The sequence below is a fragment of the Pseudomonas extremorientalis genome (assembly GCF_024584605.1).
In the GTDB taxonomy this organism is placed as follows: domain Bacteria; phylum Pseudomonadota; class Gammaproteobacteria; order Pseudomonadales; family Pseudomonadaceae; genus Aquipseudomonas; species Aquipseudomonas extremorientalis.
Genome location: NZ_CP089519.1, coordinates 2,470,031 through 2,495,438, shown reverse-complemented (window position 1 = coordinate 2,495,438; position 25,408 = coordinate 2,470,031). Strand labels below are relative to the sequence as shown.

The following is a 25,408-nucleotide window of genomic DNA, read 5'->3' as shown; positions in this document are numbered from 1 at the left end:
GGCTAAAGGGCGAGATTGAACCCGCGCAGATTAGCAGATCACTTCTGACAACTGCGCCACACCTCACGAATGAGCGCCTGCATCTTCAGCGCTTCGGACCAGCGATCGCTGATTTCGCACCCGTCCGCGCCGGTGATCGCATAAGGCGCCGGGCCGAGTTCGCAGGTAAAGGACAGGCTCTGCGGCGTCTGCGGGCGCGCCAGCCAGTCTTCGATCCCGTAGCGCCACCACTCGGTAAAGCGTCGGACCCAGGCTTGGTGCTGGGGAAACGCCAACGAGACTTGTACCTGCTCGCTGCTGGCTACCCGACCGTGGAAACCCCAGCTGTGGCGCAGGATGCTGCGTATCTGCGCATCGTCCTCGGCGGCGCCCGGCTCCGGCAGTTCGCGCCCGACCACGTAGTGGGACAGGTCGGCCAGCAGCTTCAAGTCGGGCATCTGTGCCAGCACGTCAAGGGTGAACAGCAGATCATTGGTGAGGCGATAACGGTGGGTTTCCAGCAGCACCGGAAACTCCACCTGTTCGGCCAAGCGCTGCCAGCCTTCGACCAATCGCGCCGCTTCGCTTTGGGTGCGTGGGCGCACGTCGGCTTGCAGGGTGAGGTGGTGGCAGCCATAGCCACTGATCACCTCCAGCGCGGCGGCCAGGTCATCCACCGACTGCGGGAACAGCTGGCCTTCGATCTGCAAGCCTTGCGCCGTGGCGGCGGCGTGCAGGCGGGCGACATCGGCGGGCTTGAAGTAATGATCGGTAATGCCGTCGAACCCGGCGGCCTTGATGCGCTCGAGTTGAGCCTCGAGTGGGCCGGGTTCGGTCTGCATGGCCCACAGGGATTGGAACACCAGGAATTGGCGCATATCAGCCTCGCAGCAGGTGTTTGAGGGACAGCTCGGGGTTGGCCAGGCTGGCGGGATCGAGTGAGCGTCGCGCGCTGATCAGGCGTTCGCAGAGCTTGATGTCCTTGGCCACGCTGTTGCCTGGCGCCCATCCGCACGCGCCTTGCAACTGGTGATCGGCATCGAGATGGAACAGCAACATGCCGCCGCCCGGCAATGGGCGGCTGACCGTCGAGGGCGTGAGCACGCCGACGGTCTGCAAGCCCCAGTCGTACTGGTCGGACCAGAACCCGGGAAGCGCCTCGAACGGCACATCGCGGCCCAGCAGGTTCAATGCCGCATGCCGGCCCTGGACCTCGGCGTTGCGCCAGGTTTCCTGGCGCTGATAGAGGCCATCCAGGCGAAACTCACACACGTCACCGGCGGCATAAATATCCGGCGCGCTGGTACGCAGGTGCGTATCCACGCGTATGCCCTGCCCCACGTCCAACCCCGCTGCGGCGGCCAATTCGATATTGGGTTGCATGCCGATGCCGACCACCACCAGGTCGCAGGGCAAGCGTTGCCCGTCCACCAGCAGCACGGCGTCGGCCTGGATCGATTCCAAGGCCACATTCAGGCGAACATCGACCCCGTGCTGGCGATGCAGGGCCAGCAGCGCCTCAGAGATAACGGCCGGCAACACCCGGCCCGCCAATCGCGGCCCGGCTTCGAGCAGGGTGACCTCACAGCCAAGGCCACGTGCCGTGGCCGCCACTTCCAGGCCAATAAAGCCGCCACCGACCACCACCAACCGCGTGCCGGGCTTCAGCGCATCGCGCAGGGCCAGCGCTTCATCGTGGGTACGCAGGTAGAGCACGTTGGCCTGCTCCTGAGGCAACCGGCGCGCCCGCCCCCCGATGGCCAGCAGCAGGCCGGCGTAACGCAGCCATTGGCCATCGGCCAGTTGCAGGCGATGCTGTTGCGGCTGCAACTGCGTCACCGGGTTAGCGGCGATGTGCTCGATGTCCAGCTCGGCCAGTCGCGCGCTGTCGCACAGGCTGCAGCCGGCCAGGTCCGCCGTGCCCTGCAACACGCCTTTGGACAGCAGCGGCCGCTCGTAGGGCAAGTGCGGCTCATCGCCAATCAGGATCAGCCGCCCGGTGTAGCCTTCTTCACGCAAGGTCAGCGCCGCACGGCCGCCGGCATGGCCGGCGCCGACGATGATCAAGGGATCGTGCATGATCAGGCCGTGACAGCGAGCAACACCCGCCCCGCTTCGACCCGCACCGGGTAGGTCTTGAGGTTGACGCACACCGGCGCGCCGAGGGCCTTGCCGGTGCGGTAATCGAAGCGCCCATTGTGCTTGGGGCACTCGATCACGTGGTCCATCACCAGGCCATCGGCCAGGTGGATTTTCTCGTGGGTGCACAGCCCGGCGGTGGCGAAGAATTCATTCTCGGCCGAGCGATACACCGCATAGGTGTGCGGCCCATGGTCGAAGCGCAGCACGTCTTCTTCGTCTATTTCGCCCACGGCGCAGACGTCGATCCATTGATCGTTCATGGCGTTTTTCTCTTGTTCTTGGGTGGGGTTCAACCGGCAGCGGTTTCTGCATGCACCGGCGCATGGGCAGCCGGAGGCGTATTCGGGTGAATCGGGCGCTGGACGAAATAGGTGGGATCGCTGCGCTGCTTCCAGATGGTCGGCAGGATCTCCTTGAATGCCTCGAACAGGTTGGCGTACGGCGGCGGGCAGTCGCTGCGGATTTCGTCGTGCAGTTGCGCGAGGGCGTGGTACGGCACCATCGGGTACATGTGGTGTTCGAGGTGGTAGTTCATGTCCATGTAGATAAAGCGCAGCACGCGGTTCATGTAAATGGTGCGGCAGTTGCTGCGGTGGTCGAGTACATCTTCGGCCAGGCCGACATGCTGCGTGAGGCCAAACAGATAGCCGAGCCACGCGCCATAAATACTCGGCAGGCCCACCAGCATCAGCGGCAACCAGCTATGCAGGTACAACGCGGTGCCGATCACCACGGCATAAATGCCGACCCAGATACGCGCGGCACGGAACACCTTGGGCCATTCGGATTCGGGGATGAAGTCCGCTTCCTGGGCACTCATCTTGCCCATGGCATGGCGCGCCACGCCGCTGAAGGTTTTCCAGGCCAGGGGCAGGTTGAACAGGCTCAGGCACATCATCCAGAAGCTCGGCGGACGCGGTTCGACGATCTCCGGGTCACGGCCGACCACGATGGTGTCGGTATGGTGCCGGGCATGGCTCCAGCGCCACACGTGGGGTTCGAAGATGCACATGAAGCTGGCGACCTGATACAGCACATCGTTCATCCAGCGGGTCTTGAAGGCGGTGCCGTGGCCGGTTTCGTGCCAGCGCGGGTTGGACGCAGTGCCATACAGCACGCCATAGACCAGGAAGAACGGCACGCAGGCCCAGGTGCCCCAGAACCAGTAGCCGCCAAAACCGCTGGCAAACAGTGCGATCACCCAGATCGCGGTGTCGAGCAGTGCCGGGCCGTCACGGCGTTGCATCAGTTCTTTCATGCGTTTACGCGAGATCGGCGATTGGTACCAACTGGCCGAGACCAGGCCTTTTTCAGCGGCGCGGGCGGCTTCGGGGCCGGTGAGGCTGTAGTCGCGGCGGCCGATAGGAGCGGTGTGTTCAGGCATTGTTATTGTTCTCCACAAGCGGGTGGTTTCTGGTGCTGTGTGAAACCCACCTTAGAGAACGGGTTATTCACCCTCAAGGCCTTGAATCCATTCCCTATCAAGCTATCATCCAGGCCCAGCCGGGCTTGATAGTTTTCTATCAAGACGCTCAAGGGGCCAGTCATGAACAACAACAAACGCCCAACCATCGCCAGCGTGGCCGCCCATGCCGGGCTGAGTGTGGCCACGGTCGACCGCGTATTGAATGCGCGGGCACCGGTCAATCCCGAGACTGCCGAGCAGGTATTCCAGGCGGCCGAAGCCGTGGGGTATTTTGCGGCGCGGCTGATCGGCCAGCGCATTCGCGAGCGTCGGCCGACCTATCGCTTCGGCATCCTGTTGCTGGCCACCGCCCAGGCGTTCTATGCCAGCCTGGCGCAGGCCATCAGTACCGCCGCGGAGCAGCATGCCAACGCCAACCTGACGTGCCAGTTCGAGTACATCGTGGACCGCTCGCCCAACGCCATCGTCGCGCAGATCGAACAGTTGGCCGTGCAGTGCGATGGCCTGGCGGTGGTCAGTTTTGCCCATCCGTCGATCAACGCCTGCCTGGCGCAAATCCGCGCAGCCGGCGTGCCCGTGGTCGCCCTGCTCTCGGATATCCACGAACAGGCGGAGGAACCCTACGTAGGCCAGGACAATCATGTGGTCGGCCGCACCATGGGCTGGCTGCTCGCCCGCACCTGCGGCACGCGCAAAGGCAGCGTGGGTATCCTGCTCGGCGGCCACCGTTTCCTCGGCCACCAGGCACGGGTCGAAGGCCTGCACAGCTACCTGGCCGAGCATGCGCCGGGGCTCAAACCGCTGGAGCCGTTGATCAATCTGGACAACTGCGACATTACCGAAGAAGCCACCCTCGACCTGATCAGCCGCCACAGCGACCTGCGCGGCCTATGCGTGGTGGGCGGCGGCGGCGATGGCATCATCAGCGCCCTGGCGCAGTTGCCCAGGCGGCCGGCGTTGTGCTGCATCCTGCAGGAGTCCACCGAGCTGTCGCGCCAGGCGCTGCGCCAGGGTTTGATCGATGTGGTGATGGACTCGCAGCCGGGGCAGACGGCGACGGCGTTGGTGCAGTTGATGGTGGAGTTGCAGACTGCCGAAGGGTTCGATCCGGTGCGGCAGCGGGTGTATATACCGCCGCAGATTGTGACGTCGGAGAACCTCTAGCGGACGCATCGACGAGGAAGCCAAGGCTGAACGCCTACGCCACGCTTGGGAGGCGCTGGCTTTCTGTGGCGAGCGGGCTTGCCACAGGGGTTCTCGTTTGTCGTGGGCCAGCGCTGCTTAAATCTCAGGCGCGGCGAAAATCGCTGGCACTCAGCCCGAACCGGCTCATTTTGTTGTACAGCCCGCCCCGCGACACGTTCAGTTGCCGGGCGGCCAGGCGGATGTTGCCGCCGGTGTTCTTGAGTGCGGCGACGATGGCGTGCATTTCGTGGCTGCTCAGGTCCTGGGCGGGTTGCGGCTCATAGGCGCGCAGCGGGGTGTGCTGCCTGGTTTCCATCGGCAGATCGGCAGGCTGAATCAGCTCGCCCATCGCCAGGTTGGTCGCCCGCTCAATACTGTTTTCCAACTCCCGCACATTGCCCGGCCAGCCATAGGCCGACAGCAATGCCATCGCCTCCGGCGAAAAGCCCTGCACCGACTTGCGCAACGAGCGTGCACAGCGGGCCAGGAAGTGCCGCGCCAGCAGCGGAATGTCTTCGCGGCGCATGCGCAGGGGCGGCACGGTGAGGTTCAGGACGTTGAGACGGTAGTAGAGGTCTTCGCGAAACGCGCCTTGCGCCACGGCCTGGCTGAGGTTGCGGTGGGTGGCGGCAATGATGCGCACGTCCACTTGTCGCGAGTTCTTCGCGCCCACCCGGGTGATTTCACCCTCCTGCAACACCCGCAACAGGCTGACCTGGGCATCGAAGGACATGTCGCCGATCTCATCCAGAAAGATGGTGCCGCCATCCGCCAGTTCGAACTTGCCCGCCGAACCGCCACGGGTGGCGCCGGTGAACGCGCCCTCGACATGGCCGAACAGTTCGCTTTGCACCAGGTCACGGGGGATCGCCCCGCAGTTGACCGCCACGAAGGGGCCTTTGTGGCGGTCGCTGCCGTTGTGGATGGCCTGGGCGAACAGCTCTTTGCCGGTGCCACTTTCGCCGAGGATCAGCGTGGTGGAGTCGCTGCGACTGGCGATACGCCCCAGGTGCAGGGCGTCCTGGATGGCTCGGGAGTTGCCCTGGATGGTTTCAAATGTGTAGCTGGCCCGGGTGCCGATCAGGCGCCGGGTGATTTCGCGGATGCGGCGGTTTTCACGCAGCGACACGATCACCCCGCCCTGCTCCAGCGGGCACACCGACACCAGGCAGGCGAGTTGGCCTCGGTTAGCCAAGTGGAAGGTGCAATCGAGGTCGCGCACGGGCTCGCCAAGGACGTCGCTCAACTCGCTACGGCCCAGCTGCTGGAACGGCCGCCCGATCAGCTCCAGCCCTACGCCGAACAACTGCCGGGCATAACGGTTGAGCGCCTTGATGCAACCGCGCTCGTCCAGTACCACCAGGCCTTCGTTGAGGACTTCGAGCACCGCTTGCTGCTCCTCCAGCAACACCTGCAACGCCATCTGCCGCGACACCGCCTCGGCGGCCGCCTGCACCGTACCGAGGGTATGGAAGTGAAACCAGCCGGGCTCGGCGGTGAGGGTCAGCATCGCCACAGTGTGGCCCTGGGCATTCCTGATCGGCGCGGCGGCGCAGTGCATGCGGCGCTGGCGCAGGCCGATGCCGAAGTTTTCCTCGGCCAGCACGTACACCAGGCGGTCTTCGGCCAGGGCCAGGCCGGTGCAGTTGGTGCCTTGCACCGACTCGAGCAGGCGGCTGCCGACCGGAGTGATGTCCAGGCCACAGAAATACAGGGTGGTGCCATCGGCATCGGTGAGGTTGATATGGCCGCGCGGGTTGTAGGCCAGCAAGCCGTGCATGACTTGCGCGGCAGCGGCGATCAGCACGCGGTGGGTGGTCAGGGTGGCGGTCAGCGTGTCGGCTGCGACAAAGCGGTACGCGTTGTCGGCTGGATCGATGCCCGCCTCGACGCTGCGCCGCCACGAATCCCAGATCACTTGGCGCACGGACGCCGGCCGGTCGACCTGGCCGGCCAGGCAATCGCGCCAGGCCTGCTCCAGCGCGGCCACCGGGCCGTCATTCAGCGCGGCAGGCCCCAGGGTCGTCAGGTAGTCGAGGTCTTGCACACTGAAGGCCATGCTCATTGGGTGATATCCATGTTCATGTTTTTGACATGTCAGTATAGTCATGTCATCAGAATGAACACTTATTGTTTGTAGATATTAATTAACCCTTATTAATCAATAAGTTGAAAACTGGCACACGCCTTGCTCCCACCCCCTTGCCCATCAGGACTGTCCTGAGGCCAATAACAACAAGGGGTCATTGCATGAGTACACAAAACATCCGCCTGGGTTTGATCGGTGCCGGTCGCATGGGCAGCTTCCACGGCCTGACCGCCGCACGGCACATCCCCGGTGCCAGCCTGGCAGCGATTGCCGACCCGACGCCAGGCCAGGCCGCCCGCCTCGCCGCCGAACTGGGGGTGAGCAAGATCTACACCGACCCTCAGCAGTTGCTCGACGACCCGGCTATCGACGGCGTGATCATCGCCGCCCCGGCCCGCAGCCATGCCGAACTGGTGATCAGCGCCGCCCGCGCCGGCAAGGGCATCTTCTGCGAAAAACCCATGGCCATCACCCTCGATGAGGCCGACCGCGCCATCGCCGCTGCCGCCGATGCGCGAGTGCCGTTGCAGGTGGGCTTCAACCGGCGTTTCGCCAAGAGCTTTCGCACCGCGCACCTCGACGTCGCCGCCGGCCGCATCGGCACGCCGCAGTTGCTGCGCTCGCTGACCCGCGACCCGGCGCTGAACAACCCGGCCAACTCGCCGCAATGGGTGATTTTCCTCGAAACCCTGATCCACGACTTCGACACCCTGCGCTACCTCAACCCCGGTGCCGAGGCGAAGCAGGTGTATGTGATGGCCGACGCACTGATCGCTCCGCAATTCAAAAGCAAAGGCTTCCTCGACACCGCAGTGGTCGCGATCCGCTTCGACAACGGCGCCATCGCCACCGCCGAAGCCAACTTCCAGGCCGTGTACGGCTACGATGTGCGCGGCGAAGTGTTCGGCAGCGCCGGTATGCTGAGCATGGGCAGTCTCAACGACAGCGACCTGGTGCGCTACCTGGCCCAGGGCATCCAGGCCGACACCCAGCGCCTGGACACCGACCTGTTGCGCGACGCCTACATTGCCGAGCTCAACCACTTTGTCGACTGCCTGCGCAGCGGTGCCAAGCCGATGGCCAGCGGCGAGGATGCGCGCGCGGCCCTGGCGATTGCCCGTGCGTGCATCGAGTCGTTCGAAACCGGCAAGGCGGTGGCGGTATGAGCCCGTTCAAGCTGGCGGTCAGCGCCGAGATGGTGTTTCTCGACCTGCCGTTTGTCGAGCGTGTAAAGCGCATTCACGCACTGGGGTTCAGCGCCGAAATCTGGAACTGGACAGACAAGGACATCACCGCCCTGGCCGCCACCGGCGCCGATTTCACCTCCATGACCGGCTACATCAGCGGCACCCTCACCGACCCCGATGGCATCCGCCAGTTACTCGACAGCGCCCGCAAATCCTTAGGGGTAGCCGCACACCTGAATTGCCCCAGCCTCAACCTGCACGGCACCGGCCTGGGTGAAGGCGGCCTGCCCGTTCAACCGGTGAGCCTGGCCACCGGGCGCATGTGGCTGAGCGCCTGCAAAACCCTGGAAAAAATCGCCCGCCTGGGGGAAGACGCCGGCCGTGTGTTCCTGCTGGAAAACCTCAACACCGAAGTCGACCACCCCGGTACGCCATTCGCCCGCGCCGACGATACCCTGGCGCTGATCGAGGCCGTGGGCAGCCCTTACCTGAAGATGAATTTGGACCTGTACCACGCGCAGATCGGCGAAGGAAATTTGATCGAACTGATCCAGCGCGCTGGCAGCGCCATCGGTGAAATCCAAGTGGCCGATGTACCAGGTCGCAAGGAGCCTGGCACCGGTGAAATCCACTACCCGGCCATTGCCAAAGCCTTGCACGCCATAGGCTACAGCGGCGTGGTCGGCCTGGAAGGCTGGGCCAGCGGCGACAGCGAGATGGCCCTGGAGCGTTTCCGCCAGGCGTTCACCCTATAACAATAAAAGGATCACCCTTATGAATCGCTATTCGTTGTTTGCTGCCACCTTGTTGCTGCTGTTCAGCCAATGGACCTACGCGGCTTATCGCATCGGCGTGAGCATTGCCCGGGTCGACGACAACTTCATGACGTACGTGCGCACCGGCCTGGAAGCGGCCGCCAAGCAGCAGGATGTGCAGATCCAGTTCGAAGACGCCCAGGGCGACGTGGTGCGTCAGCTTAATCAGGTCGAGGGCTTCCTCAACCAGAAGGTCGACGCGGTGATCGTACTGCCGGTGGACACCGCCGCCACCGCCAACATGACCCGCGCCGCCGTCTCCGCCAAGACACCGCTGGTGTACGTCAACCGCCACCCGGACGAGCGTACCCTGCCCAAAGGCGTGGTCACCGTGGCCTCCAACGACATCGAGGCCGGCCAGTTGCAGATGCGCTACCTGGCGGAAAAACTCGGTGGCAAGGGCAACGTGGTGATCATCATGGGCGACCTCGCACAGAACGCTACCCACGACCGCACCGAGGGCGTCAAACAGGTGCTCAAGGAGTTTCCCGGTATCAAGGTGGTCGAGCAGCAAAGCGCCGAATGGCAACGCAGTAAAGGCATGGACCTGACCAGCAACTGGCTGCTGGCGGGCACGCCGTTCGATGCCATCGTGGCCAACAACGATGAAATGGCGATTGGCGCGGCCATGGCTTTGCAGCAGGCGGGAAAAACCAAGGGTGAAGTGGCGATTGTGGGTATCGATGGCTTGCCCGATGGGCTGGCAGCGATCAAGCGGGGGTTGCTGACGGCGTCGGTATTCCAGGACCCGAAGGCCCAGGCGACCCAGGCCGTGCAGGCGGCGGTGCGAATGATCAAGGGCGAGGCGATTGAGCCGCAGGTCTGGGTGCCGTTCGAACTGATCAAGCCCGAGCAGGTGGCGGTGTTCGAGCAGCGCTACAAATAACTGGAGTGTGGTGACCCAAATATGGGAGGGAGCAAGCTCCCTCCCATATTTTTAGTCCAAGTCGCGAGCGCTATGGCGTTCGGCCAACTGCTCATGGGGCTCGCCGGACACCCGGTTGACCCGCCGCCCACGCTGCACCGCCGGCCGCGCTTCAATCGCGTCCGCCCAGCGCAGCACATGCTGGTACTCATGCACCGAGAGGAACTCCGCCGCGCCATACAAACGGCCTTTGACCAGCCCGCCATACCAGGGCCAGATGGCGATATCGGCGATGGTGTACTCATCACCCGCGATGTATTCGCTCACCGCCAGGCGCTGGTCGAGCACATCGAGCTGACGCTTGGTCTCCATGGCAAAGCGGTTGATCGCATATTCCATCTTGCTCGGCGCATACGCATAGAAGTGACCGAAACCACCGCCCAGGTAGGGCGCGCTGCCCATCTGCCAGAACAACCACGACAGGCATTCGGCGCGGGCGGCGGGTTCGGTGGGCAAGAACGCGCCGAACTTCTCTGCCAGGTATTGCAGGATCGCTCCCGACTCGAACACCCGAATCGGCGTGGCGCCGCTGCGGTCCAGCAGTGCCGGGATCTTGGAGTTGGGGTTCACCCCCACGAAGCCGCTGCCGAACTGGTCGCCGTCACCGATCTTGATCAGCCAGGCATCGTACTCCGCACCGCTGTGCCCGAGGGCCAACAGCTCTTCCAGCAGGATCGTGACCTTCTGCCCGTTGGGCGTGGCCAGGGAGTACAACTGCAGTGGATGCTTGCCCACCGGCAATTCTTTTTCATGGGTCGCGCCGGCCACAGGGCGGTTGATGCTGGCGAAAGTGCCGCCATTCTCGGTGTCCCAGGTCCACACTTTCGGGGGTACGTAATCGGTCATGCTTACTGCTCCAAATGTGCTTGCGTTCAACGAAGCGTTCCAGACTAAACCAAAGGTCGATGGCTCGTCACACCGTGAATGCGGCCAATCTCCAGGCTGACGTCAAAGATGCAGCGGTGCACCCACGGCGTCATTGCCCGGCACCGTTACCCGCAGCGCAATCAACAAGGCGGCCAATAGCATCAACACACCGGCGCCGAGAAACACCCCGCTGATGCCACTGAGACTGAACATCGCGCCCCCACCGGCCGCGCCCGCCGCAATGGCCGACTGCACGGACGCCACCACCATGCCGCCGGCACTTTCAGCTTGATCCGGCACGCTGCGCGCCACCCAGTTCGACCACGCCACCGGCACCCCGCCAAACGCCATGCCCCACAGCGCCAGCAGCAACGCCTGGCCTGGCAGCGAGGCCGGCAGCAACACCAGCGCCAGCGCCGCGACGCCCACCAACACCGGCATCAGCACCAAGGTGCCGCGGGGATAACGCACCAGCATCCAACCGGCCAACAGCGTGCCAACGAAGTTGGCCGCACCGAAGCCCAGCAGCATCAAGGCCAGCCCTTCAGTGCCCACGCCCGTGGTGCTTTCGAGGAACGGCCGGATGTAGGTGAACAGCGCAAAGTGCCCGGTGTGCACGAGCACGCAGCCCAACATGCCGATGGCGATGCCCGGGCGCAGCAGCACATCCAGCACCGTGCGCAAGCGTGCGCTGCCCGTGGGGGCCAACGGTGGCAACGTGAACAGCTGGAACGCCAGCGTCACCCCGCCGACCGCTGCCGCCGCCACAAATGCACTGCGCCAGCCATACAGGCCGCCCAGGTAGCTGCCCAACGGCACGGCAACCACCGTGCCCACGGCAATGCCACTGAAGATGATCGACAGCGCACGGGGCAGCAGCGCCGCCGGCACCAGCCGCATCGCGACCGCCGCCGCCATGCTCCAGAAGCCGCCCAGGGCAACACCCAGCAGGATGCGCATCAACAGCAGCACCGCCAGGCTGGAAGAAAACGCCACCAACAGGTTGGACGCAATCATCAGCAGGGAAAAACCCAGCAGCACCACGCGCCGGTCGATCCCGCGCGTGAGGCCCGGTACCAGCAACCCGGCGAACAACGCCACCACGGCGGTCACGGTCACGGCTTGGCCGGCCAGCGCTTCAGAAACGCCAAGGTCCAGCGCCATCGGCGTCAGCAGGCTGGCCGGCAGGTATTCGGCCGTCAACAAGCCGAACACCCCCATGGCCAGGGAAAACACCGCCATCCAGGCGGGCGCATCGGGCGCCACCTGGGCAGGGCGAGCGGTTTGGGCTACATAATCATTCATCACACGACATCCTCGGTCATTAGCACGACGGCCAGTCTAGGTTTGCCAATTCGGATGATCTATGATGCAAACCCTTGAGTTTTTGACCGAAACCCCGAAGATGACCGCAGCGGCGCCCTTCAACCTGTCCTCCGACCTTATCGACGAACTGCTGCGCGGCATGCGCCTGAGCGGGGTGCAGTACCGACGCATCCAGGCCGGACCGAGCTTCGGCATGGGTTTTGAGGCCAAACCGGGACACGCCTACTTCCACTTCCTGGCCGCAGGGACGGCCACCCTGCGAACCGATGACGGCAGCCTGTTCGAATTGTCGGCGGGCAATGCGGTGTTCATCTCCCACGGCGGCGCCCATGCGCTGTCCTCCGATGCGGACAGGGCTGTGCAAGACATCGATGGCTTTGGCGCGACCGCGTTGGGCGATACCGTCTGCGCCGTGGATGCGTCCCCCGATACCCCCCCCTGCACCTTGCTGTTCAGCGCCTGCATGGCGTTCGAGCTTGGCAGTATCCAGGGGCTCGGCAGCCTGATGCCGGCCTTGATGCTGATCGATGCCCAGGGCCAGCGTTACCCTGGCTTGATGCCGATTTTGGCGGTGATGGAACGTGAAGTCAGCGCGGCTCGTGTCGGCTATTCCGGCATCCTCGCGCGCCTGGCCGATGTGGTCGCCGCCATGATCGTGCGGGGCTGGGTGGAGTGTGCCTGCGGTAATGCATCAGGATTGGTGGCGGCGCTACGCGACACGCGACTGGCCGGTGCCCTGCTCGTCCTGCATCAGGACCCGGGCCGCGATTGGAGCGTGGCCGAATTGGCGGCGCATTGTCATGCTTCCCGTTCGGTGTTCGCCGAGCGCTTCCAGGCCACCCTGGGCATCCCGCCCCTGCGCTACGTGACGGAGTTGCGCATGCGCCTGGCCAGCCAATGGCTGACCCTGGAGCGATTGCCTATCGAAGAAGTAGCGCTGCGCCTGGGCTATACCTCCCAGGCAGCGTTCAGTCGTGCGTTCAAGCGTATTACCGGCCATCCGCCTGGGGCCAGTCGCCAGCGCAGCCGGAGCCCGGCATGAACGAGCGCCTCGAAGACATCCTGGCCGACGCCGGCGTTCAGGTGGTTTTTTCGAGTACCCAATAATCGGCGGTGTCGACGTTGATATAGTTACCGCGCTCGATACGCATGACCACACGCACCTTGCAGTCCTCGACCAAACGCTTGACGTACTCGACAAAAGGTTCATGGTCCAGGTAACTCTGGCGCGTACTGACAATCAGGTAGCCAGGACTGCGCGCGACACGCAGCAGTTCGTCCAGTGCGGTGACGGCCACATGTCCGTCGATGAACACGCCGCAACAGACCACCAGGTCATAGCGATCATCGGCGATGGCCGGGTTGCGCACGTTCAAGTCGACATCAGCCGTAAGCTGACTGTATGCGTTGGTCTTGCGTGCCTGCTCGACCATGCCGGCGGATAGGTCGACGCCATCGATCTCGCCGTAGCCGATCCCGGCCAGTTGCTCTCCCACCAACCCGGTACCACACCCGGCATCGAGAATCCGCGCACTGTGTGGCCGGCCAGATTTGACCAACGCGTGGGCCACCACATCCAGCAATTTTGCACAAACCCAGTGACCGACATACTTCTCACCAAAAGCGGTGTCTACGTAGCCTTCCGCCCACTCATCGTAGAAGGCCCGCAGCACCTCCTTTTCACCGTTGAGCCGGTGGGATGCGGTCACCAGTGCACTTTCCTCTGCCGTGTGTTTCATTGTCGATCCTCGATTGATGTCACGTGGGGAAATAAGCCTCAGCCCGCCAGCCGTTGGCTGCGCGCAATACCGGCTCGGAAACAGTCGGACAACGTCAAGCCTTCGCCTACGGCGTCCAGCAATGCTTCCGTCACGCCACCTGGCGTGGTGGCGCTGTGCAGGTAGTCGCGCCGGGCACGGTCATCCAGCCCCCGGGGCCTGACGGCGTTGGCCCACGCAATCACCTTGCCCCAAGGCGGCAGGTTGCACGCTGTGGCGCCCCTGGCAATGGCTTCTTGGGACACCTTGACGGCCAGGCTCTCGCAGTAGGTCAAAACAATCGGCAGGCAGGGGCCATAGACGGTAAAGGCGTCGAATTCAGCTTCCGATGGCAGGTTGATCAGTTCGACTCCCAGCCGGCGCAGCAACCCATCAACCAGGGCCGAATCGGCGCCATAACGCGCGCCGATGGCACAGGCACCGGCAATCGTATCCGGTGCGCTGACCATGACACGGACAATCTGGGGAGGCGGCTGGAACAGGGACTTGATGCGCTCAACCGGCAAACCAGCGATAAACGAGACCAGCACAGTGCCGCTCTTGAGCTGCAGCCCGCTCAACGCCCGGTAGTCCTGAGGCCTTACCGTCAGCAGGATCAACTGCGACTCATCGACGACTCGCCGGTTGTCGGCATATCGGTCTTCCAGCCCGGCCTTCTTGAGCCTGCCCCGCGCAGCGCTGGAATGCCGATTGCTGAGCAACAGGTTGGCCCTGGGTAAGCCGGCGGCAATCAGCCCTTGGGCCAGGGCGACCCCCAAGTGGCCCGAGCCGACAATGCCGATGCGGGTGGACAACACTGTCTTGCAGTCATTCATATCCATAGCGACTTGACCCTTGACCGTTGGAAACCGCGGCATCACGCCTCGGATGCCAGGCGCGAAGTCGCTCCTGCGCGGCGCACGCTCAGGACCTCCAGCACGCTCACACCCAGGATGCCAATCAGGACCAGCAGGGCTCCGCACACGAACCACAGGTCCAACGCATCGTTGAGGACCACCACCCCCAGTGCCACGCCTGCAACCGGCGTCAACAGCTGCAGCACGGACAGGCGTGACGCAAGGTATTTGGTCAGCAGCCAATACCAGCCCAGGAAGGTCCCCAGGACCAGAACCAGGGTCTGGAAGGTCAGGTTCGCTACCACCGCACCGTCGATCTCAAAGGTGGAGTGGCCCATGAAAAAGGTCAGCGGAAAGATCAACAGCGTCGCGATACTCACCTGGTAAAACAGGGTTTTCTCCGGTCGCGCACTGGCGAGCGTCGACGTACGCACTGCAATGGTGGTGGCCCCCCAGGCGGCTCCGGACAGCAGCCCGAGCCCATCCCCCAGCAGCGTGTTGCCCTGGGCACCGTCGCCCCGCCCCATGAAGGTAATGACGATGCCAAGAAACGCCAGCACCACGAAACACCATTGGCTGCCACTGAGACGTTCCTCCTCGCGCAGGAAATGCAGGCCGAAACTCGCAAACAAGGGGCCGGTGTACAGAAACACGGTGATATGGCTGGCACTGCTGTAGCGCAAGCCTTCAGCGATGAAGATCGATTCCAGGGCTACCAGGATTCCGACCACGATACCCGCGCCGACGGTGTTATCGCTGAACAGCCCGGCACCCTGGCGATACCACAGGTACCCCCCCAGGATCAGCGCGGAAATGGCATATCGAATTGTCAATTGCATCAGCGGATCGAGCTGCGACGCGGCCAGTTTGATCAATACCTGCTGCCCCCCCCATAACAGGCACAGGACCATCATCGTGGACACGGAAAAGACATCGAGGGATTTGCGTGTGTCGAGCATCGTCATAGACCTTGAGCCGCGGCATTGAAAAACATAGGTTCAAGGCTATGCGCATCACCTCTGGCAAGTAATCGATTTTTTGCTAAGGTGCTTGCATGAAACTCAACCTGGAAAAACCTCACCGCCTCCCTTCCCTCAGCGCCTTGCGTGCGTTCGAAGCCGCCTCACGCTGCCGCACGCTCACCGAAGCCGCCCAGGAGTTGTGCGTGACCGTGGGCGCAGTGAGCCGGCAGATCCGACAATTGGAGGATGACCTGGGGCTGAGCCTCTTTCATCGCACCGCTAACGGCGTAACCCTCAATGAGTCGGGGCAGCGCCTGGCCCGTGACGTGTCCAAGGCCTTCTCGCTGCTGCTCAAGGCCACTCAGGATATGCGCCCGCAGACCGGTGCCAGCATCGTGTTGACTTGCACGGTATCCATCACCAGTCACTGGTTGAGCAAGCGGTTGCCGGCCATCACCGCGTATGCTGGCGGTAACCTTGCGTTGACGATCGACCCTAGTTCCGAAGTGCGCAACCTCGACCATGGCGATGCCGATCTGGCGATTCGCTACTGCCCGCGCGAACTTGTGTTGAGCCATTCGGCGTTGCTGCTGCAGGACCGCTACTTCCCCGTTTGCAGCCCTGCCTACCTGAACAGCCTTGGGCCTGTCGACGAACCGCTGGACCTGGTGGGTGCGCGGCTGGTCCAGTCACCCTGGTACCACGACGATCGCTTGGGCAATGCCACTTGGGACGACTGGTTCACGGCGATTGCCAAGTGCGATACGCAGACGACGGCAGCGCTTTCCTTCAGCGGTGTGGGCTATGCCATGCATGAAGTGGCGCAGAATGGCGGGGTAATGATCGGCAGTTCTGCGCTGCTGCAAGACGAATTGGCCGACGGGCGCCTGGTAGCCGTGTTCGGCGACCGCCATCAACTCACCTCCCCTTACGAATACAGGCTGGTCTGGACGCAATCGGCACACCAGTCGCATGATCAGCAGTACCTGATCAATGGCCTGCTGCGCGCCGCCGGACAACCTTCGGCCTTTGCGCCGGGTAGGGTCTACGCCCCGGGGTAGGCCCCACCGTCCATATTGATGACCGCCCCCGACAAATAGGATGCTCTTGGACTGGCCAGGAACAACGCCAGATCGGCCACTTCCCCCGCGCGGGCAAACCTGCCCATCGGGATCGATGCCTGCTGTCGCGCCAGGGTCTGCTCAAGGCTTTCGCCGCTGCGTTGAGCCATGCGTTCCAGGGTCGCCTGGGTACGGGGCGTCAGGGTAAACCCAGGGTTGATCACGTTGATACGGATGCCTTGGCAGCCATAAGCCTGCGCCAACCCCTGTGACGTGAGGATCAACGCTGCATTGGCTGCACCGCCGGCGACATGCTCGGGCATTGCCACCCGGCCACCGATGCCGACGATATTGACCACCGCCCGCAGCGACGGCTGCGCCTGGCCAAGAAAATGGGCAAGCACCGCATGCTGGGTGTTGATGTAGGGGCAGAACTTGGCGCTGAACGCCTCCAGGTAATGGGCCGGAGTAAGTTGACTCACCGGGTGTCTCGCAGCGGCACCCGCACTGTTGACCAGCACGTTGATGGCGCCATGGCGCGCGCTGATTGCGTCAATGACCGCTTGAGCCTGATCGGCGTCTGACAGGTCGCCGGCAAAAGGATGCACGTGCAGGCCCGCTTCCTCGCACACGCGTTGCGCCTGCTCAAGCCGCTGATGTGACCTCGAAACAATTGCCACCCGCGCGCCTTCGGCGGCGAAAGCCTGGGCGCAGGCCAGGCCAATGCCTGAGCTACCGCCCGCGACCACTACCAGGCGTTGTTGCAAAAACAGATCCATTCGGGCGGGGCCTCCTTCAGGCGTTTTTTCTCAGCTGGTCAAGATAACGCTCCACTTCCCCGGACAGCCAATGGGAGAATTCGCGCTGCTTGTCTTCCGAACTTTCCCTGGGTGGCCACACCAGCCAATACGGATAGGCATAGGGCGCACTCACATCGCACAACTGGACCAGCTCTCCGCGCTCGATAGCGTCATGCACCAGACTGCGCCGCTCCAGCGTGATGCCCTGCCCCAGGCGAACCGCCTCCAACACCAGATTGGAGTCGTTGCTGCACAACCCCTTGCGTTCGTTGCCCATTTCAACACCCGCGGCCTCGCACCAGGGCAACCATGATTCAGTGTTGTAGATGATCTCGCTGTCGATGACCTCTTGCGGTGTTTGCGGCAGGCGCCCGCTATTGAAGTGGGGGGCGGCGACGACGACGACTTCATCGTGGAACAACAGCTTCTGCTCGACCCCTTCCCAATCCCCCTTGCCCATACGAATACCGATATCCACCGATTCCTGATGCAAGTTGGAGATGGTCAAGCTGGCTTGCAGACGAATGCTGATATGAGGGTAAAGCTGCTGAAAACGTGGTAGGCGCGGTAACAGCCAGGACCGGCCAAACGATGGCAATACCGCCACCACCAACTCACCCATCTTGGGCTGTGCCTGGATCAATCGCGTGGCTTCGGCGATATCGCCCAAGGCTTTTCGGATCTGCAACGCGTACAGCCGCCCATCCTCGCTGACACGCAAGCCTCGCCCTTCACGCACGAACAGGGTCAAGCCGACAATCTCTTCCAGCACCTTGATCTGCTGGCTGATGGCTGAATGGGTAACGTGCAATTCCTTGGCTGCCAGGGTGACGCTCCCCAACCTGGAAGTGGCTTCAAAACTGCGCAGGCAGGTCAACGGAGGGAATGCACTCATGTAAGCTAAACTAACCTATTGTGGTAAAAATTATCGATACTTCGAGGGCTACACTCAGGATAAAGTAACCTCAAATTAACAATCCTGCCAGCTGCAGGCGTCTTTTCGTTCCACCGTCACCTCGCGAACCGCGGAGCGTCTTCGATGAAAACCACGATCATGGAACAGAGCGTCTCGACCGCCCGTATCACTCAGGCTCCGCAGGTATTGCTGGCGAAAATGGCGTTGGGCCGACATTCCCTGAAATGGCTAGTGACCAAGGATCAACTACTCTCTTTCTGGTTGGAACAGCAAGCCTATGTCGTCGCGCTGAAAGGGCGTCATTGGATGACGTCCCAAGGTACCGATGTCTGCCTGGAACCCGGGGATTTCACCTGTCTTGCGCCGGGCCTGATTCTGCTGGAGGGCGACGGGGAAATCGCGCTGTTCCTGGCCGCCGACGAGGCCAGTCCTCGCGTGCGCGGGTTGCTCCTGGATCTCTACAAATACCTCAAGCATCCCCACTGCACTTTGAAAATTACCCTGACGTAAATGGAGGCTTCATGAAACTGGTTGGCATGCTGGACTCGCCCTACGTGCGCCGCGTCGCAATCTCCCTGGACCTGTATGGCGTCGACTTTGAGCATCAGCCGCTCTCGGTATTCAGCACCTACGAGCAATTTGCCCAAATCAATCCGGTCGTCAAGGCGCCCTCCCTGGTGCTGGACGATTCAACCGTGTTGATGGACTCAAGCCTGATCCTCGAATACTTCGAAGCGCTGGCGCCGGCCAACAGGAAGCTTTTGCCCGATCGCGCCAGCGAGCGCGCCCAGGACCTGCAATTGATCGGGCTCGCACTGGCCGCCTGTGAAAAAACCGTACAGATTGTGTACGAGCATAATCTGCGCCCCGCCGAAAAGCTCCACGAGCCCTGGCTCGACCGGGTAACCGGCCAATTACTGGCAGCCTACTCGACCCTGGAAAAACGCCTAGCCCACGCGTCCGACGAAAAGCTGACTCAAGGCGCCATTACCGCTGCGGTGGCGTGGTCGTTCAGCCAGTTCACGGTCGCCTCAGTGGTCAAAGCCGAGTCCTTCCCGTACCTGCAGCGTCACGCCAAGCGCCTGGAGGAACTCCCGGCCTTCAAGCAATACCCCATCCAGTAAACTGGCTCAAACGCCACGCGAGCCGGTCCCCACCGGCTCCTCGCCCTGCGCCCACATAAAAGCCCCCTATGTACACAGTATTTTTTTCACCTACCGCCAACGGTTATAAAATCCTGCTGATGCTTGAGGCCCTGGCGGTCAATTACGACATCTGCCACATCAACCTCGCCCGCGATGAGCAGCACCTTCCCGCGTATCTGCAGCTGAACCCGCACGCGAAGATTCCGGTGCTGCTCGACCACGATACCCAGCAAGTGGTGGTGGAGTCGGCGGCGGTGCTGCTCTACCTGGCGGACAAGCACGCCCGTTTTCGCGGGACGTCGCCCGAGCAGCGCTGGCAGGTGGTGCAATGGCTGATCTGGCAAGTCAGCAGCCTGGGACCGATGGCCGGCCAGAATTATCACTTCCACCATCAGGCTTCCCAACCCGAGGCATACTCGGCCAACCGTTATCTGAACCAGACCCGCACGCTGTTCCAGGTATTCGAGCAAGCCATCGCCGGGCGCGCGTTTATCTGCGGCGAATTTTCCATCGCCGACATGGCGATTTATCCCTGGCTGCGACTGCACAAGGTGCTGCACATCAGCCTGGAGGCGCTACCTCACACCGTGCAGTACCTGCAGCACATGGCCCAACGGGACGATGTTCGACGCGCCTATGATGCAGGCGCGCCGTATCATGAGCGCACGCACGGCGACGTCGACAAGCTTATGGCCATTGCCGATCGCCGCGCGACGGGCTAGACCGCCGTGGCGTACTTGCCTGCATGAAAGATCAGCGGGTTGCCTTCATTGAGTGTGAAGCTGATGACTTCGCCGATGAAAATCCAATGATCACCACCGTCGAACTCATTGCGCTTGATGCATTCGAACTGAGCAATCGCGCCATCGATCAACGGCAGTTGGTTTTCGCTGATTGCGTAGGGCACCTGGCTGAACTTGTCAGCGGTCGGCGTGGCAAAACGGTCGCTCAGCAGTTGTTGCTCATGGGCCAGTACATTGATCGCGAAGCCATCCGCCGCCTGGAATGCACGAGCGGTGTAAGATTCCTTGCGCAGGCTCCACAAGACCAGGGCCGGCTCCAACGACACCGAATTGAAGCTGCTGACCGTCAGTCCGGCAGGCGCGCCTCGATCATCCAAGGTTGTGACAACGGTGACCCCCGTGGCGTACTTGCCGTAGGCGTTACGCAACGCGCGCGTGTCCATCTGTTTTTCAAGCGTCTGCATTTCCCTGTCCACCTTTTCAGAGTTGGCCAACCACGGTGTGGTTGTCGATTGTCGTCAAGCATGCCGCCAGTATCTCCAGACCTTCGAGCAACACGGGCCGGGGAATGGTCAGTGGCATGAGAAAACGGATGACATTGCCGTATTGCCCGCACGCCAGCAGGAGCAAGCCGCGCTCGCGCGCGCATTGGATCAGTTGCCGGGCCAGGCGCGCAGAAGGTACACGGTGGGCCGCATCGTCAAACAGCTCCAGGGCAACCATCGCCCCCAGGCCGCGGATACGGCAATGGATACCAAGGGCGCCGGTGATTTCCTTGAGGTTGTCGCGCAGATCTTCGCCCAGTTCGCGGGCGACGTTGAGCAACCCTTGCTCATCGAATACCCGCAGGACGGCCAATGCAGCCGAGCAGGCCAGCGGGTTCCCGGCGTAGGTGCCACCGAGGCCGCCCGGCAGGGGCGCATCCATGATTTCAGCCTTGCCGGTCACGCCGGATAACGGCAGCCCGCCGGCAATCGACTTGCCGAACACAATCAAGTCGGCATGGACGCCCATTTGCTCCATCGCGAAAAAACTGCCGGTACGCCCCGCGCCACACTGTATTTCATCCGCGACCAGCACAATGCCATGCTGGTCGCACAAGGCGCGTAGCGCCACCATGAACGCCACAGGGGCTGCGACAAATCCCCCTTCACCCTGAACCGGCTCAATAACGATGGCAGCGATATCTTCCGGTGCGGCGTCGCTGCTGAAGATCCGGTAAATGCTGTTCATCGCCTCGACCACCGAAACGCCGGCGTCCGCATCCGGGAACATCGCCCGATAGACACCACCGGGCATCAGTCCCATGCCTTGGGCATAGGGGTTGACCTTGGCGGTCATCGCCAGGGTCATCAGCGTTCGGCCGTGATAAGCGCCGGTGAACACAATCACACCCGTACGGCGTGTGTGTACGCGGGCGATTTTCAATGCACTTTCTACCGCCTCAGAGCCCGTGGTCAGCAGCAGCGTCTTCTTGGCAAAATCGCCCGGCACCCTCGCGTTGATCGCTTCACACACCGCGATATAGCTCTCATAGGGCACCGCCGCAAAACACGTATGGGAAAACTGCTGCAATTGCGCCTGCACCGCGTCAACCACCTGCGGGTGCAGGTGACCGGTATTGAGCGCTGCAATCCCGCCGCAGAAATCCACGTAGCGCCGCCCTTCGACATCCCATAGCAGCGCATTGTCCGCACGCTCCACGTACACGGCATGGGCCTGGTTGACGCCCCGGGCGACTGCCTGGGTGCGTCGCTGCGCCAATGCCTGGGTTGTATCTTGCATACCCTTACCCTCTCGTAGACGACAGTCAAAGCGGCTCCAGCCTTCACCGGAGCCGCATGCAGTGGGGGAACTCAGCGAACCCGATAGGCTTGCAGCGCTGCATCTGCCTCGGCAGCCAGCTGCAGGCGGTCGCCGTAACGGTAGCTGTCGAGGAAGTCGAACTTGACCGGTGCATTGCCGCGATCAAATCGTGCCTTGAGCCCGCCCGGTGCGTCATTGGCCCACTTGAGCAACGAATCGGCAAACTCCTGGCTCGCGCGGGAGATGAAGCGGTTGGAGAAGTCGGCGAAATCGATCGGCAAATGCTCGCGCTGCTCTTCGAACAAGCGCTGCAATACCTCGATGGTCTGCGCTTCGCTCTGCTGGCCGGCACGGTAGGCTTCCATTGCGGTGCAGGCGGCCTCAAACAGCGCTTCGTAATACGGGCTCTCGATCGACAGGTGCCCAGCATAGGTTGCCGTCTCGAACGCCTGTTCCAACGCCTCGTTATCGCCGGTCTTGAGGTAGTCGGAGAGAATCTTGCGAAACCGCAGCACGCCAATGTAACTGCCACTGATCCACACCCTGAACCACGCATTCCAGAGTGGGAAGCTGTCGAACGCGGTAAAGGAGTTGGCCACCAGGCGGTCGTTCACTTTCACCACTTCCAGGCTGTAATCCTGATATGAGAGAAAGTCCTCCTTGCGCCAGACGTCAGTCTGGACCGCCTTGAGGATCTTCGGTGCCACCCGCGCAATCGACTCGAAGGTATTGACCAGGCCACGAGAAAACAAGGGGTCGACAAAACCCACTGCATGCCCGAGCAAGCAGTAACGATCCCCCACGCTTTCGCGGCTGGTGTAGTTGAGTCGGGGGGCTACGGTCCATTCGCGCACCCTGGCCGCGCCCTCGAAATGCCGGGCAACGGAAGGGTGATCGTCAAGAAACTGCTTGAACTCCACCTCTGGATCACCAGCAGGACCATGCTCGTCGATATCCAACTGCAGCCCGATGCTGCATAGCGGGTTGGTGGAGTGAGGATGATTGTTGAACGGGATGATCCACAGCCATCCTCCCTTGAACATATGGTGCAACGTGCTTTGCGCCAGGGGTGTAGGCGAACCGGAAGCCTGGGTCGACGCGATGACCTCTTCGTAGAGCTTTACCCCAGTCATATGCGTGAAGATCGACCGGGTACGCGCCTGCATTTCCCGGGCGCCCTGGCGTAGCTGGTACTTGTCGGCGATGGGCGAACGGTAACCCGCCGCGTCCACCACGTAGCGTGCGCTGAGCTGTTCGCGGCCCAGGTTCAGGATCATGCCGTCGGCGGTTTCTTCAATATCCTGAATCCGCGCTTGTTGCTTGATGGTCGCGCCGAGCCTGGCGGCCAGGGCCAGGTAATAGGCGTCCACATCCTGCCGGAACAGATGGGCCTCGGGGGCGATAACCGGAGTGGACACCACATCCAGCGGGTTATGTTCTTGGTGTTTGCCGTTCCAGGCAAAACTGAACGCCAACTTGATCCCGGCCGATGAGGAACCCACATGCTTGATCAGCGAATTGAGTTCGCCGGGGTAGGCCAACTCCGGTATTGCATAACGGTTGGCCAGGATTTTCAACAGCACAGCGCTCTCGGGCACCATCGATTCGCCCACTGCAAAACGCGGATGGGTGCCGGCGTCGATGATGACCACGCTCACACCTTCCTTGGCCAGGATAGCGCCCAACATGGTTCCGGCAATGCCACTGCCAATGATGGCTACGTCGTAAGTGTTTTCCATGACAACCTCGATCGGTGGTTATTGATTCAGTGAAAGTGCGCACTTGCGCGCTGTAGGAGTTCGGTGCTGACCTGAAGCACCTCGACGCTGTCCGTCTGGGCCTCGACCAGAAACAGATAGTCGGCCTGGCCCGTGGCTAGCCAATAGTCGGCCAAGCCTCGGGCAATGGCTTGAACGTCACGTCCAGGCATGGTCAGGACCAGCGTCGGTCCCTGGAAGCCATAGCGTGTGCAACAGATGGAGGTCGCCGCTCCGGCATTGGCGTTGATAAAGTCCGAGGGCGAAACACGGTCCTTGCTGGCCAGGCCTTCGACGATCCTGTCGGTGGTGGTCTTGGGATAAGCGTTGCCGTAATAAATGAACCCCACCTGAGCACGCACCGGGTCGAGGCGTTCGCGGTATTTGAGGTACAACTCGCTGACGCTGGATAGCACGCTGTAGACCGACGGGTCAGCGCTTTTGAGGCCTTTGCGCAAGCCTTCATCAAGGTCGTTGTAAGTGAAGTTGCTGGCATGAGCACGATCCAGGATTTTCATGAGACCCTCCTTGAAGTGACTTAGCTGTAGCGTTGGAACACAAGGCTGGTATTGAACCCGCCAAAGCCGATGGTGAGGCTCAGGCCGATCTGCGCCTGTGCCTGCAATGCCGTGCCGACGGGCAAGCGGAAATCCAGGTTCGCGATTGGCGTCTCAAGCCCGTGGATGGGCGGCACGACTCCGGTCTGCAGGCTCTTGACCAAGGCAATCGCCTCCAACGCCCCCGTTGCGCCCAATGTGTGGCCAAAGGCGCCTTTCGTGGCAAAGACGATGGGCTGGTAGCCGCTGAAGTAATCGGCATAGGCTGCGCTTTCCACCCGGTCATTGGTCAGGGTTCCCGAGCCATGGGCATTGACCAGGCCGATCTGGTTACGGTGAATCCCCGCCTCCTCCAGAGACCGGTCCAAGGCCAGGCGAATACCCATGCCTTGCTCGTCCGGCGCAGTCAGCCCGGCGGCATCGTTGGCCGAGCCACAGCCCAGCAGATAGGCATAGGGCTTGCGCGCCTCCTGCCCTTGACGCTCCAGCACCAGGAACCCCGCGCCCTCCCCCAGCAGCGTGCCGTCGTGATGCTGGTCGAACGCCCGCAGTCGAGTCGCCGACATGGTGCCCAACGCGGTATGGGCCAGGCGTTTGGAGCGGCCGAGGATATCCGCACCGCCACAGACACAGGTGTCGGCCAACCCGGCTCGGATCAGGTAAGCCCCCAGCATCAGCGCATCCGAGCCCGACGAGCACGCAGTGGACAGCGCCAACGGCTGCAAACCGAGGCGCTGCGCGGTGGTCACTACCCATTCATGCAGCGGATCTTCATGAAACGCCAGGCTGTCCAGGCGATACCCAAGGCTGGTGCCGGCAATCAGAAACTGCCGGGGGTTTTGCCCGCTGACGGCCACTCGGGCATCGTCCAGTGCCGCCTTGACCGTGCGTTGCGCCAGATCCAGCAGCCGTGCCTTCGGCTCGGCGATGTCGCAGTCCGGCAGGAAACCTGCCAGCGTGTTCTTGAGCGGATATTCGACGGGCAGATCACGTATGCCTGTCTGACCTTCTACCAGCCGCTCCCATACGGTCTGCAATTGAGACCCTAACGCGGTGTTCCATCCGAGACCTGTCACTACAACCTTGTTCATAGTGCCTCCAGCAGA

The 25,408-nt window shown here is 62.4% G+C and carries 26 protein-coding genes; 9 read left to right on the top strand and 17 right to left on the bottom strand.

Features of this window, described 5'->3' with window-relative positions:
• Positions 1-38: 38 nt before the first annotated feature.
• Genes LUU92_RS11350 through LUU92_RS11335 form a run of 4 tightly spaced genes read right to left on the bottom strand, consistent with a single transcriptional unit; the run spans position 39 to position 3,505 of the window.
• Positions 39-857, bottom strand: coding sequence for a sugar phosphate isomerase/epimerase family protein (locus LUU92_RS11350; protein ID WP_257103617.1), 819 nt, complete (start codon positions 855-857; stop codon positions 39-41).
• Between the two features lies 1 nt (position 858).
• The gene (locus LUU92_RS11345) at positions 859-2,058 is read right to left on the bottom strand and encodes an NAD(P)/FAD-dependent oxidoreductase (RefSeq protein WP_257103616.1); all 1,200 of its coding nucleotides are present in this window, start codon (positions 2,056-2,058) and stop codon (positions 859-861) included.
• Positions 2,059-2,060: 2 nt separating this feature from the next.
• Positions 2,061-2,381, bottom strand: coding sequence for a MocE family 2Fe-2S type ferredoxin (locus LUU92_RS11340; protein WP_058426960.1), 321 nt, complete (start codon positions 2,379-2,381; stop codon positions 2,061-2,063).
• A 29-nt stretch (positions 2,382-2,410) separates the two neighbouring features.
• The gene (locus LUU92_RS11335; RefSeq protein ID WP_092245966.1) at positions 2,411-3,505 is read right to left on the bottom strand and encodes a fatty acid desaturase family protein; all 1,095 of its coding nucleotides are present in this window, start codon (positions 3,503-3,505) and stop codon (positions 2,411-2,413) included.
• A 162-nt stretch (positions 3,506-3,667) separates the two neighbouring features.
• Here LUU92_RS11335 and LUU92_RS11330 point away from each other — a divergent pair, with 162 nt between their 5' ends.
• The gene (locus tag LUU92_RS11330; RefSeq protein ID WP_222541476.1) at positions 3,668-4,711 is read left to right on the top strand and encodes a LacI family DNA-binding transcriptional regulator; all 1,044 of its coding nucleotides are present in this window, start codon (positions 3,668-3,670) and stop codon (positions 4,709-4,711) included.
• A 124-nt stretch (positions 4,712-4,835) separates the two neighbouring features.
• On the opposite strand, the gene LUU92_RS11325 is transcribed toward LUU92_RS11330, so the two are convergent.
• Positions 4,836-6,797, bottom strand: coding sequence for a sigma-54 interaction domain-containing protein (locus LUU92_RS11325; protein ID WP_071489130.1), 1,962 nt, complete (start codon positions 6,795-6,797; stop codon positions 4,836-4,838).
• 185 nt (positions 6,798-6,982) lie between these two features.
• Between LUU92_RS11325 and LUU92_RS11320 the strand changes: the two genes are divergently transcribed.
• From LUU92_RS11320 to LUU92_RS11310, 3 genes are read left to right on the top strand one after another with little or no spacing between them, the layout of a single operon-like run.
• Positions 6,983-7,987, top strand: a complete 1,005-nt coding sequence (locus tag LUU92_RS11320) for a Gfo/Idh/MocA family oxidoreductase (protein WP_257103615.1) — start codon at positions 6,983-6,985, stop codon at positions 7,985-7,987.
• Entirely contained in the window at positions 7,984-8,763 is a 780-nt protein-coding gene (locus tag LUU92_RS11315) for a TIM barrel protein (RefSeq protein ID WP_257103614.1), read from the top strand. The genes LUU92_RS11320 and LUU92_RS11315 overlap by 4 nt, the downstream gene beginning before the upstream one ends.
• A gap of 19 nt (positions 8,764-8,782) precedes the next feature.
• Positions 8,783-9,709, top strand: a complete 927-nt coding sequence (locus tag LUU92_RS11310; protein WP_222541474.1) for a sugar ABC transporter substrate-binding protein — start codon at positions 8,783-8,785, stop codon at positions 9,707-9,709.
• A 51-nt stretch (positions 9,710-9,760) separates the two neighbouring features.
• Here the strand turns inward: LUU92_RS11310 and yghU are convergent, their stop codons facing one another.
• Together yghU and LUU92_RS11300 are read right to left on the bottom strand one after the other, a co-directional pair.
• Positions 9,761-10,594: a glutathione-dependent disulfide-bond oxidoreductase gene (yghU, locus tag LUU92_RS11305; RefSeq protein ID WP_092245986.1), complete on the bottom strand. Its 834-nt coding sequence runs from the start codon at positions 10,592-10,594 to the stop codon at positions 9,761-9,763.
• A gap of 102 nt (positions 10,595-10,696) precedes the next feature.
• The gene (locus tag LUU92_RS11300) at positions 10,697-11,920 is read right to left on the bottom strand and encodes an MFS transporter (RefSeq protein ID WP_222541473.1); all 1,224 of its coding nucleotides are present in this window, start codon (positions 11,918-11,920) and stop codon (positions 10,697-10,699) included.
• 64 nt (positions 11,921-11,984) lie between these two features.
• Between LUU92_RS11300 and LUU92_RS11295 the strand changes: the two genes are divergently transcribed.
• Positions 11,985-12,983: an AraC family transcriptional regulator gene (locus LUU92_RS11295; protein WP_257103843.1), complete on the top strand. Its 999-nt coding sequence runs from the start codon at positions 11,985-11,987 to the stop codon at positions 12,981-12,983.
• 37 nt (positions 12,984-13,020) lie between these two features.
• On the opposite strand, the gene LUU92_RS11290 is transcribed toward LUU92_RS11295, so the two are convergent.
• Genes LUU92_RS11290 through LUU92_RS11280 form a run of 3 tightly spaced genes read right to left on the bottom strand, consistent with a single transcriptional unit; the run spans position 13,021 to position 15,514 of the window.
• The gene (locus LUU92_RS11290) at positions 13,021-13,680 is read right to left on the bottom strand and encodes a class I SAM-dependent DNA methyltransferase (RefSeq protein ID WP_071489124.1); all 660 of its coding nucleotides are present in this window, start codon (positions 13,678-13,680) and stop codon (positions 13,021-13,023) included.
• Between the two features lie 38 nt (positions 13,681-13,718).
• Positions 13,719-14,540, bottom strand: a complete 822-nt coding sequence (locus tag LUU92_RS11285) for a pyrroline-5-carboxylate reductase family protein (RefSeq protein WP_162276399.1) — start codon at positions 14,538-14,540, stop codon at positions 13,719-13,721.
• A 35-nt stretch (positions 14,541-14,575) separates the two neighbouring features.
• Positions 14,576-15,514: a DMT family transporter gene (locus tag LUU92_RS11280; RefSeq protein WP_071489136.1), complete on the bottom strand. Its 939-nt coding sequence runs from the start codon at positions 15,512-15,514 to the stop codon at positions 14,576-14,578.
• A 95-nt stretch (positions 15,515-15,609) separates the two neighbouring features.
• On the opposite strand from LUU92_RS11280, the gene LUU92_RS11275 reads away from it, so the two are divergent.
• Positions 15,610-16,578, top strand: a complete 969-nt coding sequence (locus LUU92_RS11275; RefSeq protein ID WP_028619727.1) for a LysR family transcriptional regulator — start codon at positions 15,610-15,612, stop codon at positions 16,576-16,578.
• Here LUU92_RS11275 and LUU92_RS11270 read toward each other — a convergent pair.
• Together LUU92_RS11270 and LUU92_RS11265 are read right to left on the bottom strand one after the other, a co-directional pair.
• Complete coding sequence (locus tag LUU92_RS11270; protein ID WP_071489123.1) at positions 16,563-17,357, bottom strand: SDR family oxidoreductase; 795 nt, start codon at positions 17,355-17,357, stop codon at positions 16,563-16,565. The two genes, LUU92_RS11275 and LUU92_RS11270, sit on opposite strands and share 16 nt — an antisense overlap.
• 16 nt (positions 17,358-17,373) lie before the next feature.
• Positions 17,374-18,273 carry a LysR substrate-binding domain-containing protein gene (locus tag LUU92_RS11265; protein ID WP_028619725.1) on the bottom strand — a complete coding sequence of 300 codons (900 nt, stop codon included), beginning with the start codon at positions 18,271-18,273 and terminating at the stop codon, positions 17,374-17,376.
• Positions 18,274-18,417: 144 nt separating this feature from the next.
• On the opposite strand from LUU92_RS11265, the gene LUU92_RS11260 reads away from it, so the two are divergent.
• The 3 genes from LUU92_RS11260 (at position 18,418) to LUU92_RS11250 (ending at position 20,161) form a co-directional block, all read left to right on the top strand.
• Positions 18,418-18,804 carry a hypothetical protein gene (locus LUU92_RS11260; protein ID WP_028619724.1) on the top strand — a complete coding sequence of 129 codons (387 nt, stop codon included), beginning with the start codon at positions 18,418-18,420 and terminating at the stop codon, positions 18,802-18,804.
• 11 nt (positions 18,805-18,815) lie between these two features.
• Positions 18,816-19,418 carry a glutathione S-transferase gene (locus LUU92_RS11255; protein WP_071489122.1) on the top strand — a complete coding sequence of 201 codons (603 nt, stop codon included), beginning with the start codon at positions 18,816-18,818 and terminating at the stop codon, positions 19,416-19,418.
• Between the two features lie 68 nt (positions 19,419-19,486).
• Positions 19,487-20,161 carry a glutathione S-transferase family protein gene (locus tag LUU92_RS11250; protein ID WP_071489121.1) on the top strand — a complete coding sequence of 225 codons (675 nt, stop codon included), beginning with the start codon at positions 19,487-19,489 and terminating at the stop codon, positions 20,159-20,161.
• Here the strand turns inward: LUU92_RS11250 and LUU92_RS11245 are convergent.
• The 5 genes from LUU92_RS11245 to amcF all read right to left on the bottom strand — a co-directional run bounded on the left by LUU92_RS11245 (position 20,158) and on the right by amcF (position 25,393).
• Positions 20,158-20,646: a flavin reductase family protein gene (locus LUU92_RS11245; protein WP_028619721.1), complete on the bottom strand. Its 489-nt coding sequence runs from the start codon at positions 20,644-20,646 to the stop codon at positions 20,158-20,160. The genes LUU92_RS11250 and LUU92_RS11245 overlap by 4 nt on opposite strands.
• A 16-nt stretch (positions 20,647-20,662) precedes the next feature.
• On the bottom strand, positions 20,663-21,967 hold the full coding sequence (gene gabT, locus LUU92_RS11240) for a 4-aminobutyrate--2-oxoglutarate transaminase (protein WP_068933922.1): 1,305 nt from the start codon (positions 21,965-21,967) through the stop codon (positions 20,663-20,665).
• Between the two features lie 71 nt (positions 21,968-22,038).
• Entirely contained in the window at positions 22,039-23,727 is a 1,689-nt protein-coding gene (locus LUU92_RS11235; RefSeq protein WP_071489120.1) for an NAD(P)/FAD-dependent oxidoreductase, read from the bottom strand.
• A gap of 26 nt (positions 23,728-23,753) precedes the next feature.
• On the bottom strand, positions 23,754-24,263 hold the full coding sequence (amcG, locus tag LUU92_RS11230; RefSeq protein ID WP_071489119.1) for a cispentacin moiety biosynthesis protein AmcG: 510 nt from the start codon (positions 24,261-24,263) through the stop codon (positions 23,754-23,756).
• 20 nt (positions 24,264-24,283) lie between these two features.
• Complete coding sequence (gene amcF / locus LUU92_RS11225; protein WP_071489118.1) at positions 24,284-25,393, bottom strand: cispentacin biosynthesis acyltransferase subunit AmcF; 1,110 nt, start codon at positions 25,391-25,393, stop codon at positions 24,284-24,286.
• Positions 25,394-25,408: the final 15 nt, after the last annotated feature.

What these genes read in the sequence shown, in the direction of transcription:
- LUU92_RS11350 (WP_257103617.1), bottom strand. Translation starts at nt 857, where the DNA reads ATGCGCCAATTCCTGGTGTTCCAATCCCTGTGGGCCATGCAGACCGAA.
- LUU92_RS11345 (WP_257103616.1), bottom strand. Translation starts at nt 2,058, where the DNA reads ATGCACGATCCCTTGATCATCGTCGGCGCCGGCCATGCCGGCGGCCGT.
- LUU92_RS11340 (WP_058426960.1), bottom strand. Translation starts at nt 2,381, where the DNA reads ATGAACGATCAATGGATCGACGTCTGCGCCGTGGGCGAAATAGACGAA.
- LUU92_RS11335 (WP_092245966.1), bottom strand. Translation starts at nt 3,505, where the DNA reads ATGCCTGAACACACCGCTCCTATCGGCCGCCGCGACTACAGCCTCACC.
- LUU92_RS11330 (WP_222541476.1), top strand. Translation starts at nt 3,668, where the DNA reads ATGAACAACAACAAACGCCCAACCATCGCCAGCGTGGCCGCCCATGCC.
- LUU92_RS11325 (WP_071489130.1), bottom strand. Translation starts at nt 6,797, where the DNA reads ATGAGCATGGCCTTCAGTGTGCAAGACCTCGACTACCTGACGACCCTG.
- LUU92_RS11320 (WP_257103615.1), top strand. Translation starts at nt 6,983, where the DNA reads ATGAGTACACAAAACATCCGCCTGGGTTTGATCGGTGCCGGTCGCATG.
- LUU92_RS11315 (WP_257103614.1), top strand. Translation starts at nt 7,984, where the DNA reads ATGAGCCCGTTCAAGCTGGCGGTCAGCGCCGAGATGGTGTTTCTCGAC.
- LUU92_RS11310 (WP_222541474.1), top strand. Translation starts at nt 8,783, where the DNA reads ATGAATCGCTATTCGTTGTTTGCTGCCACCTTGTTGCTGCTGTTCAGC.
- yghU (WP_092245986.1), bottom strand. Translation starts at nt 10,594, where the DNA reads ATGACCGATTACGTACCCCCGAAAGTGTGGACCTGGGACACCGAGAAT.
- LUU92_RS11300 (WP_222541473.1), bottom strand. Translation starts at nt 11,920, where the DNA reads ATGAATGATTATGTAGCCCAAACCGCTCGCCCTGCCCAGGTGGCGCCC.
- LUU92_RS11295 (WP_257103843.1), top strand. Translation starts at nt 11,985, where the DNA reads ATGCAAACCCTTGAGTTTTTGACCGAAACCCCGAAGATGACCGCAGCG.
- LUU92_RS11290 (WP_071489124.1), bottom strand. Translation starts at nt 13,680, where the DNA reads ATGAAACACACGGCAGAGGAAAGTGCACTGGTGACCGCATCCCACCGG.
- LUU92_RS11285 (WP_162276399.1), bottom strand. Translation starts at nt 14,540, where the DNA reads ATGGATATGAATGACTGCAAGACAGTGTTGTCCACCCGCATCGGCATT.
- LUU92_RS11280 (WP_071489136.1), bottom strand. Translation starts at nt 15,514, where the DNA reads ATGCTCGACACACGCAAATCCCTCGATGTCTTTTCCGTGTCCACGATG.
- LUU92_RS11275 (WP_028619727.1), top strand. Translation starts at nt 15,610, where the DNA reads ATGAAACTCAACCTGGAAAAACCTCACCGCCTCCCTTCCCTCAGCGCC.
- LUU92_RS11270 (WP_071489123.1), bottom strand. Translation starts at nt 17,357, where the DNA reads ATGGATCTGTTTTTGCAACAACGCCTGGTAGTGGTCGCGGGCGGTAGC.
- LUU92_RS11265 (WP_028619725.1), bottom strand. Translation starts at nt 18,273, where the DNA reads ATGAGTGCATTCCCTCCGTTGACCTGCCTGCGCAGTTTTGAAGCCACT.
- LUU92_RS11260 (WP_028619724.1), top strand. Translation starts at nt 18,418, where the DNA reads ATGAAAACCACGATCATGGAACAGAGCGTCTCGACCGCCCGTATCACT.
- LUU92_RS11255 (WP_071489122.1), top strand. Translation starts at nt 18,816, where the DNA reads ATGAAACTGGTTGGCATGCTGGACTCGCCCTACGTGCGCCGCGTCGCA.
- LUU92_RS11250 (WP_071489121.1), top strand. Translation starts at nt 19,487, where the DNA reads ATGTACACAGTATTTTTTTCACCTACCGCCAACGGTTATAAAATCCTG.
- LUU92_RS11245 (WP_028619721.1), bottom strand. Translation starts at nt 20,646, where the DNA reads ATGCAGACGCTTGAAAAACAGATGGACACGCGCGCGTTGCGTAACGCC.
- gabT (WP_068933922.1), bottom strand. Translation starts at nt 21,967, where the DNA reads ATGCAAGATACAACCCAGGCATTGGCGCAGCGACGCACCCAGGCAGTC.
- LUU92_RS11235 (WP_071489120.1), bottom strand. Translation starts at nt 23,727, where the DNA reads ATGGAAAACACTTACGACGTAGCCATCATTGGCAGTGGCATTGCCGGA.
- amcG (WP_071489119.1), bottom strand. Translation starts at nt 24,263, where the DNA reads ATGAAAATCCTGGATCGTGCTCATGCCAGCAACTTCACTTACAACGAC.
- amcF (WP_071489118.1), bottom strand. Translation starts at nt 25,393, where the DNA reads ATGAACAAGGTTGTAGTGACAGGTCTCGGATGGAACACCGCGTTAGGG.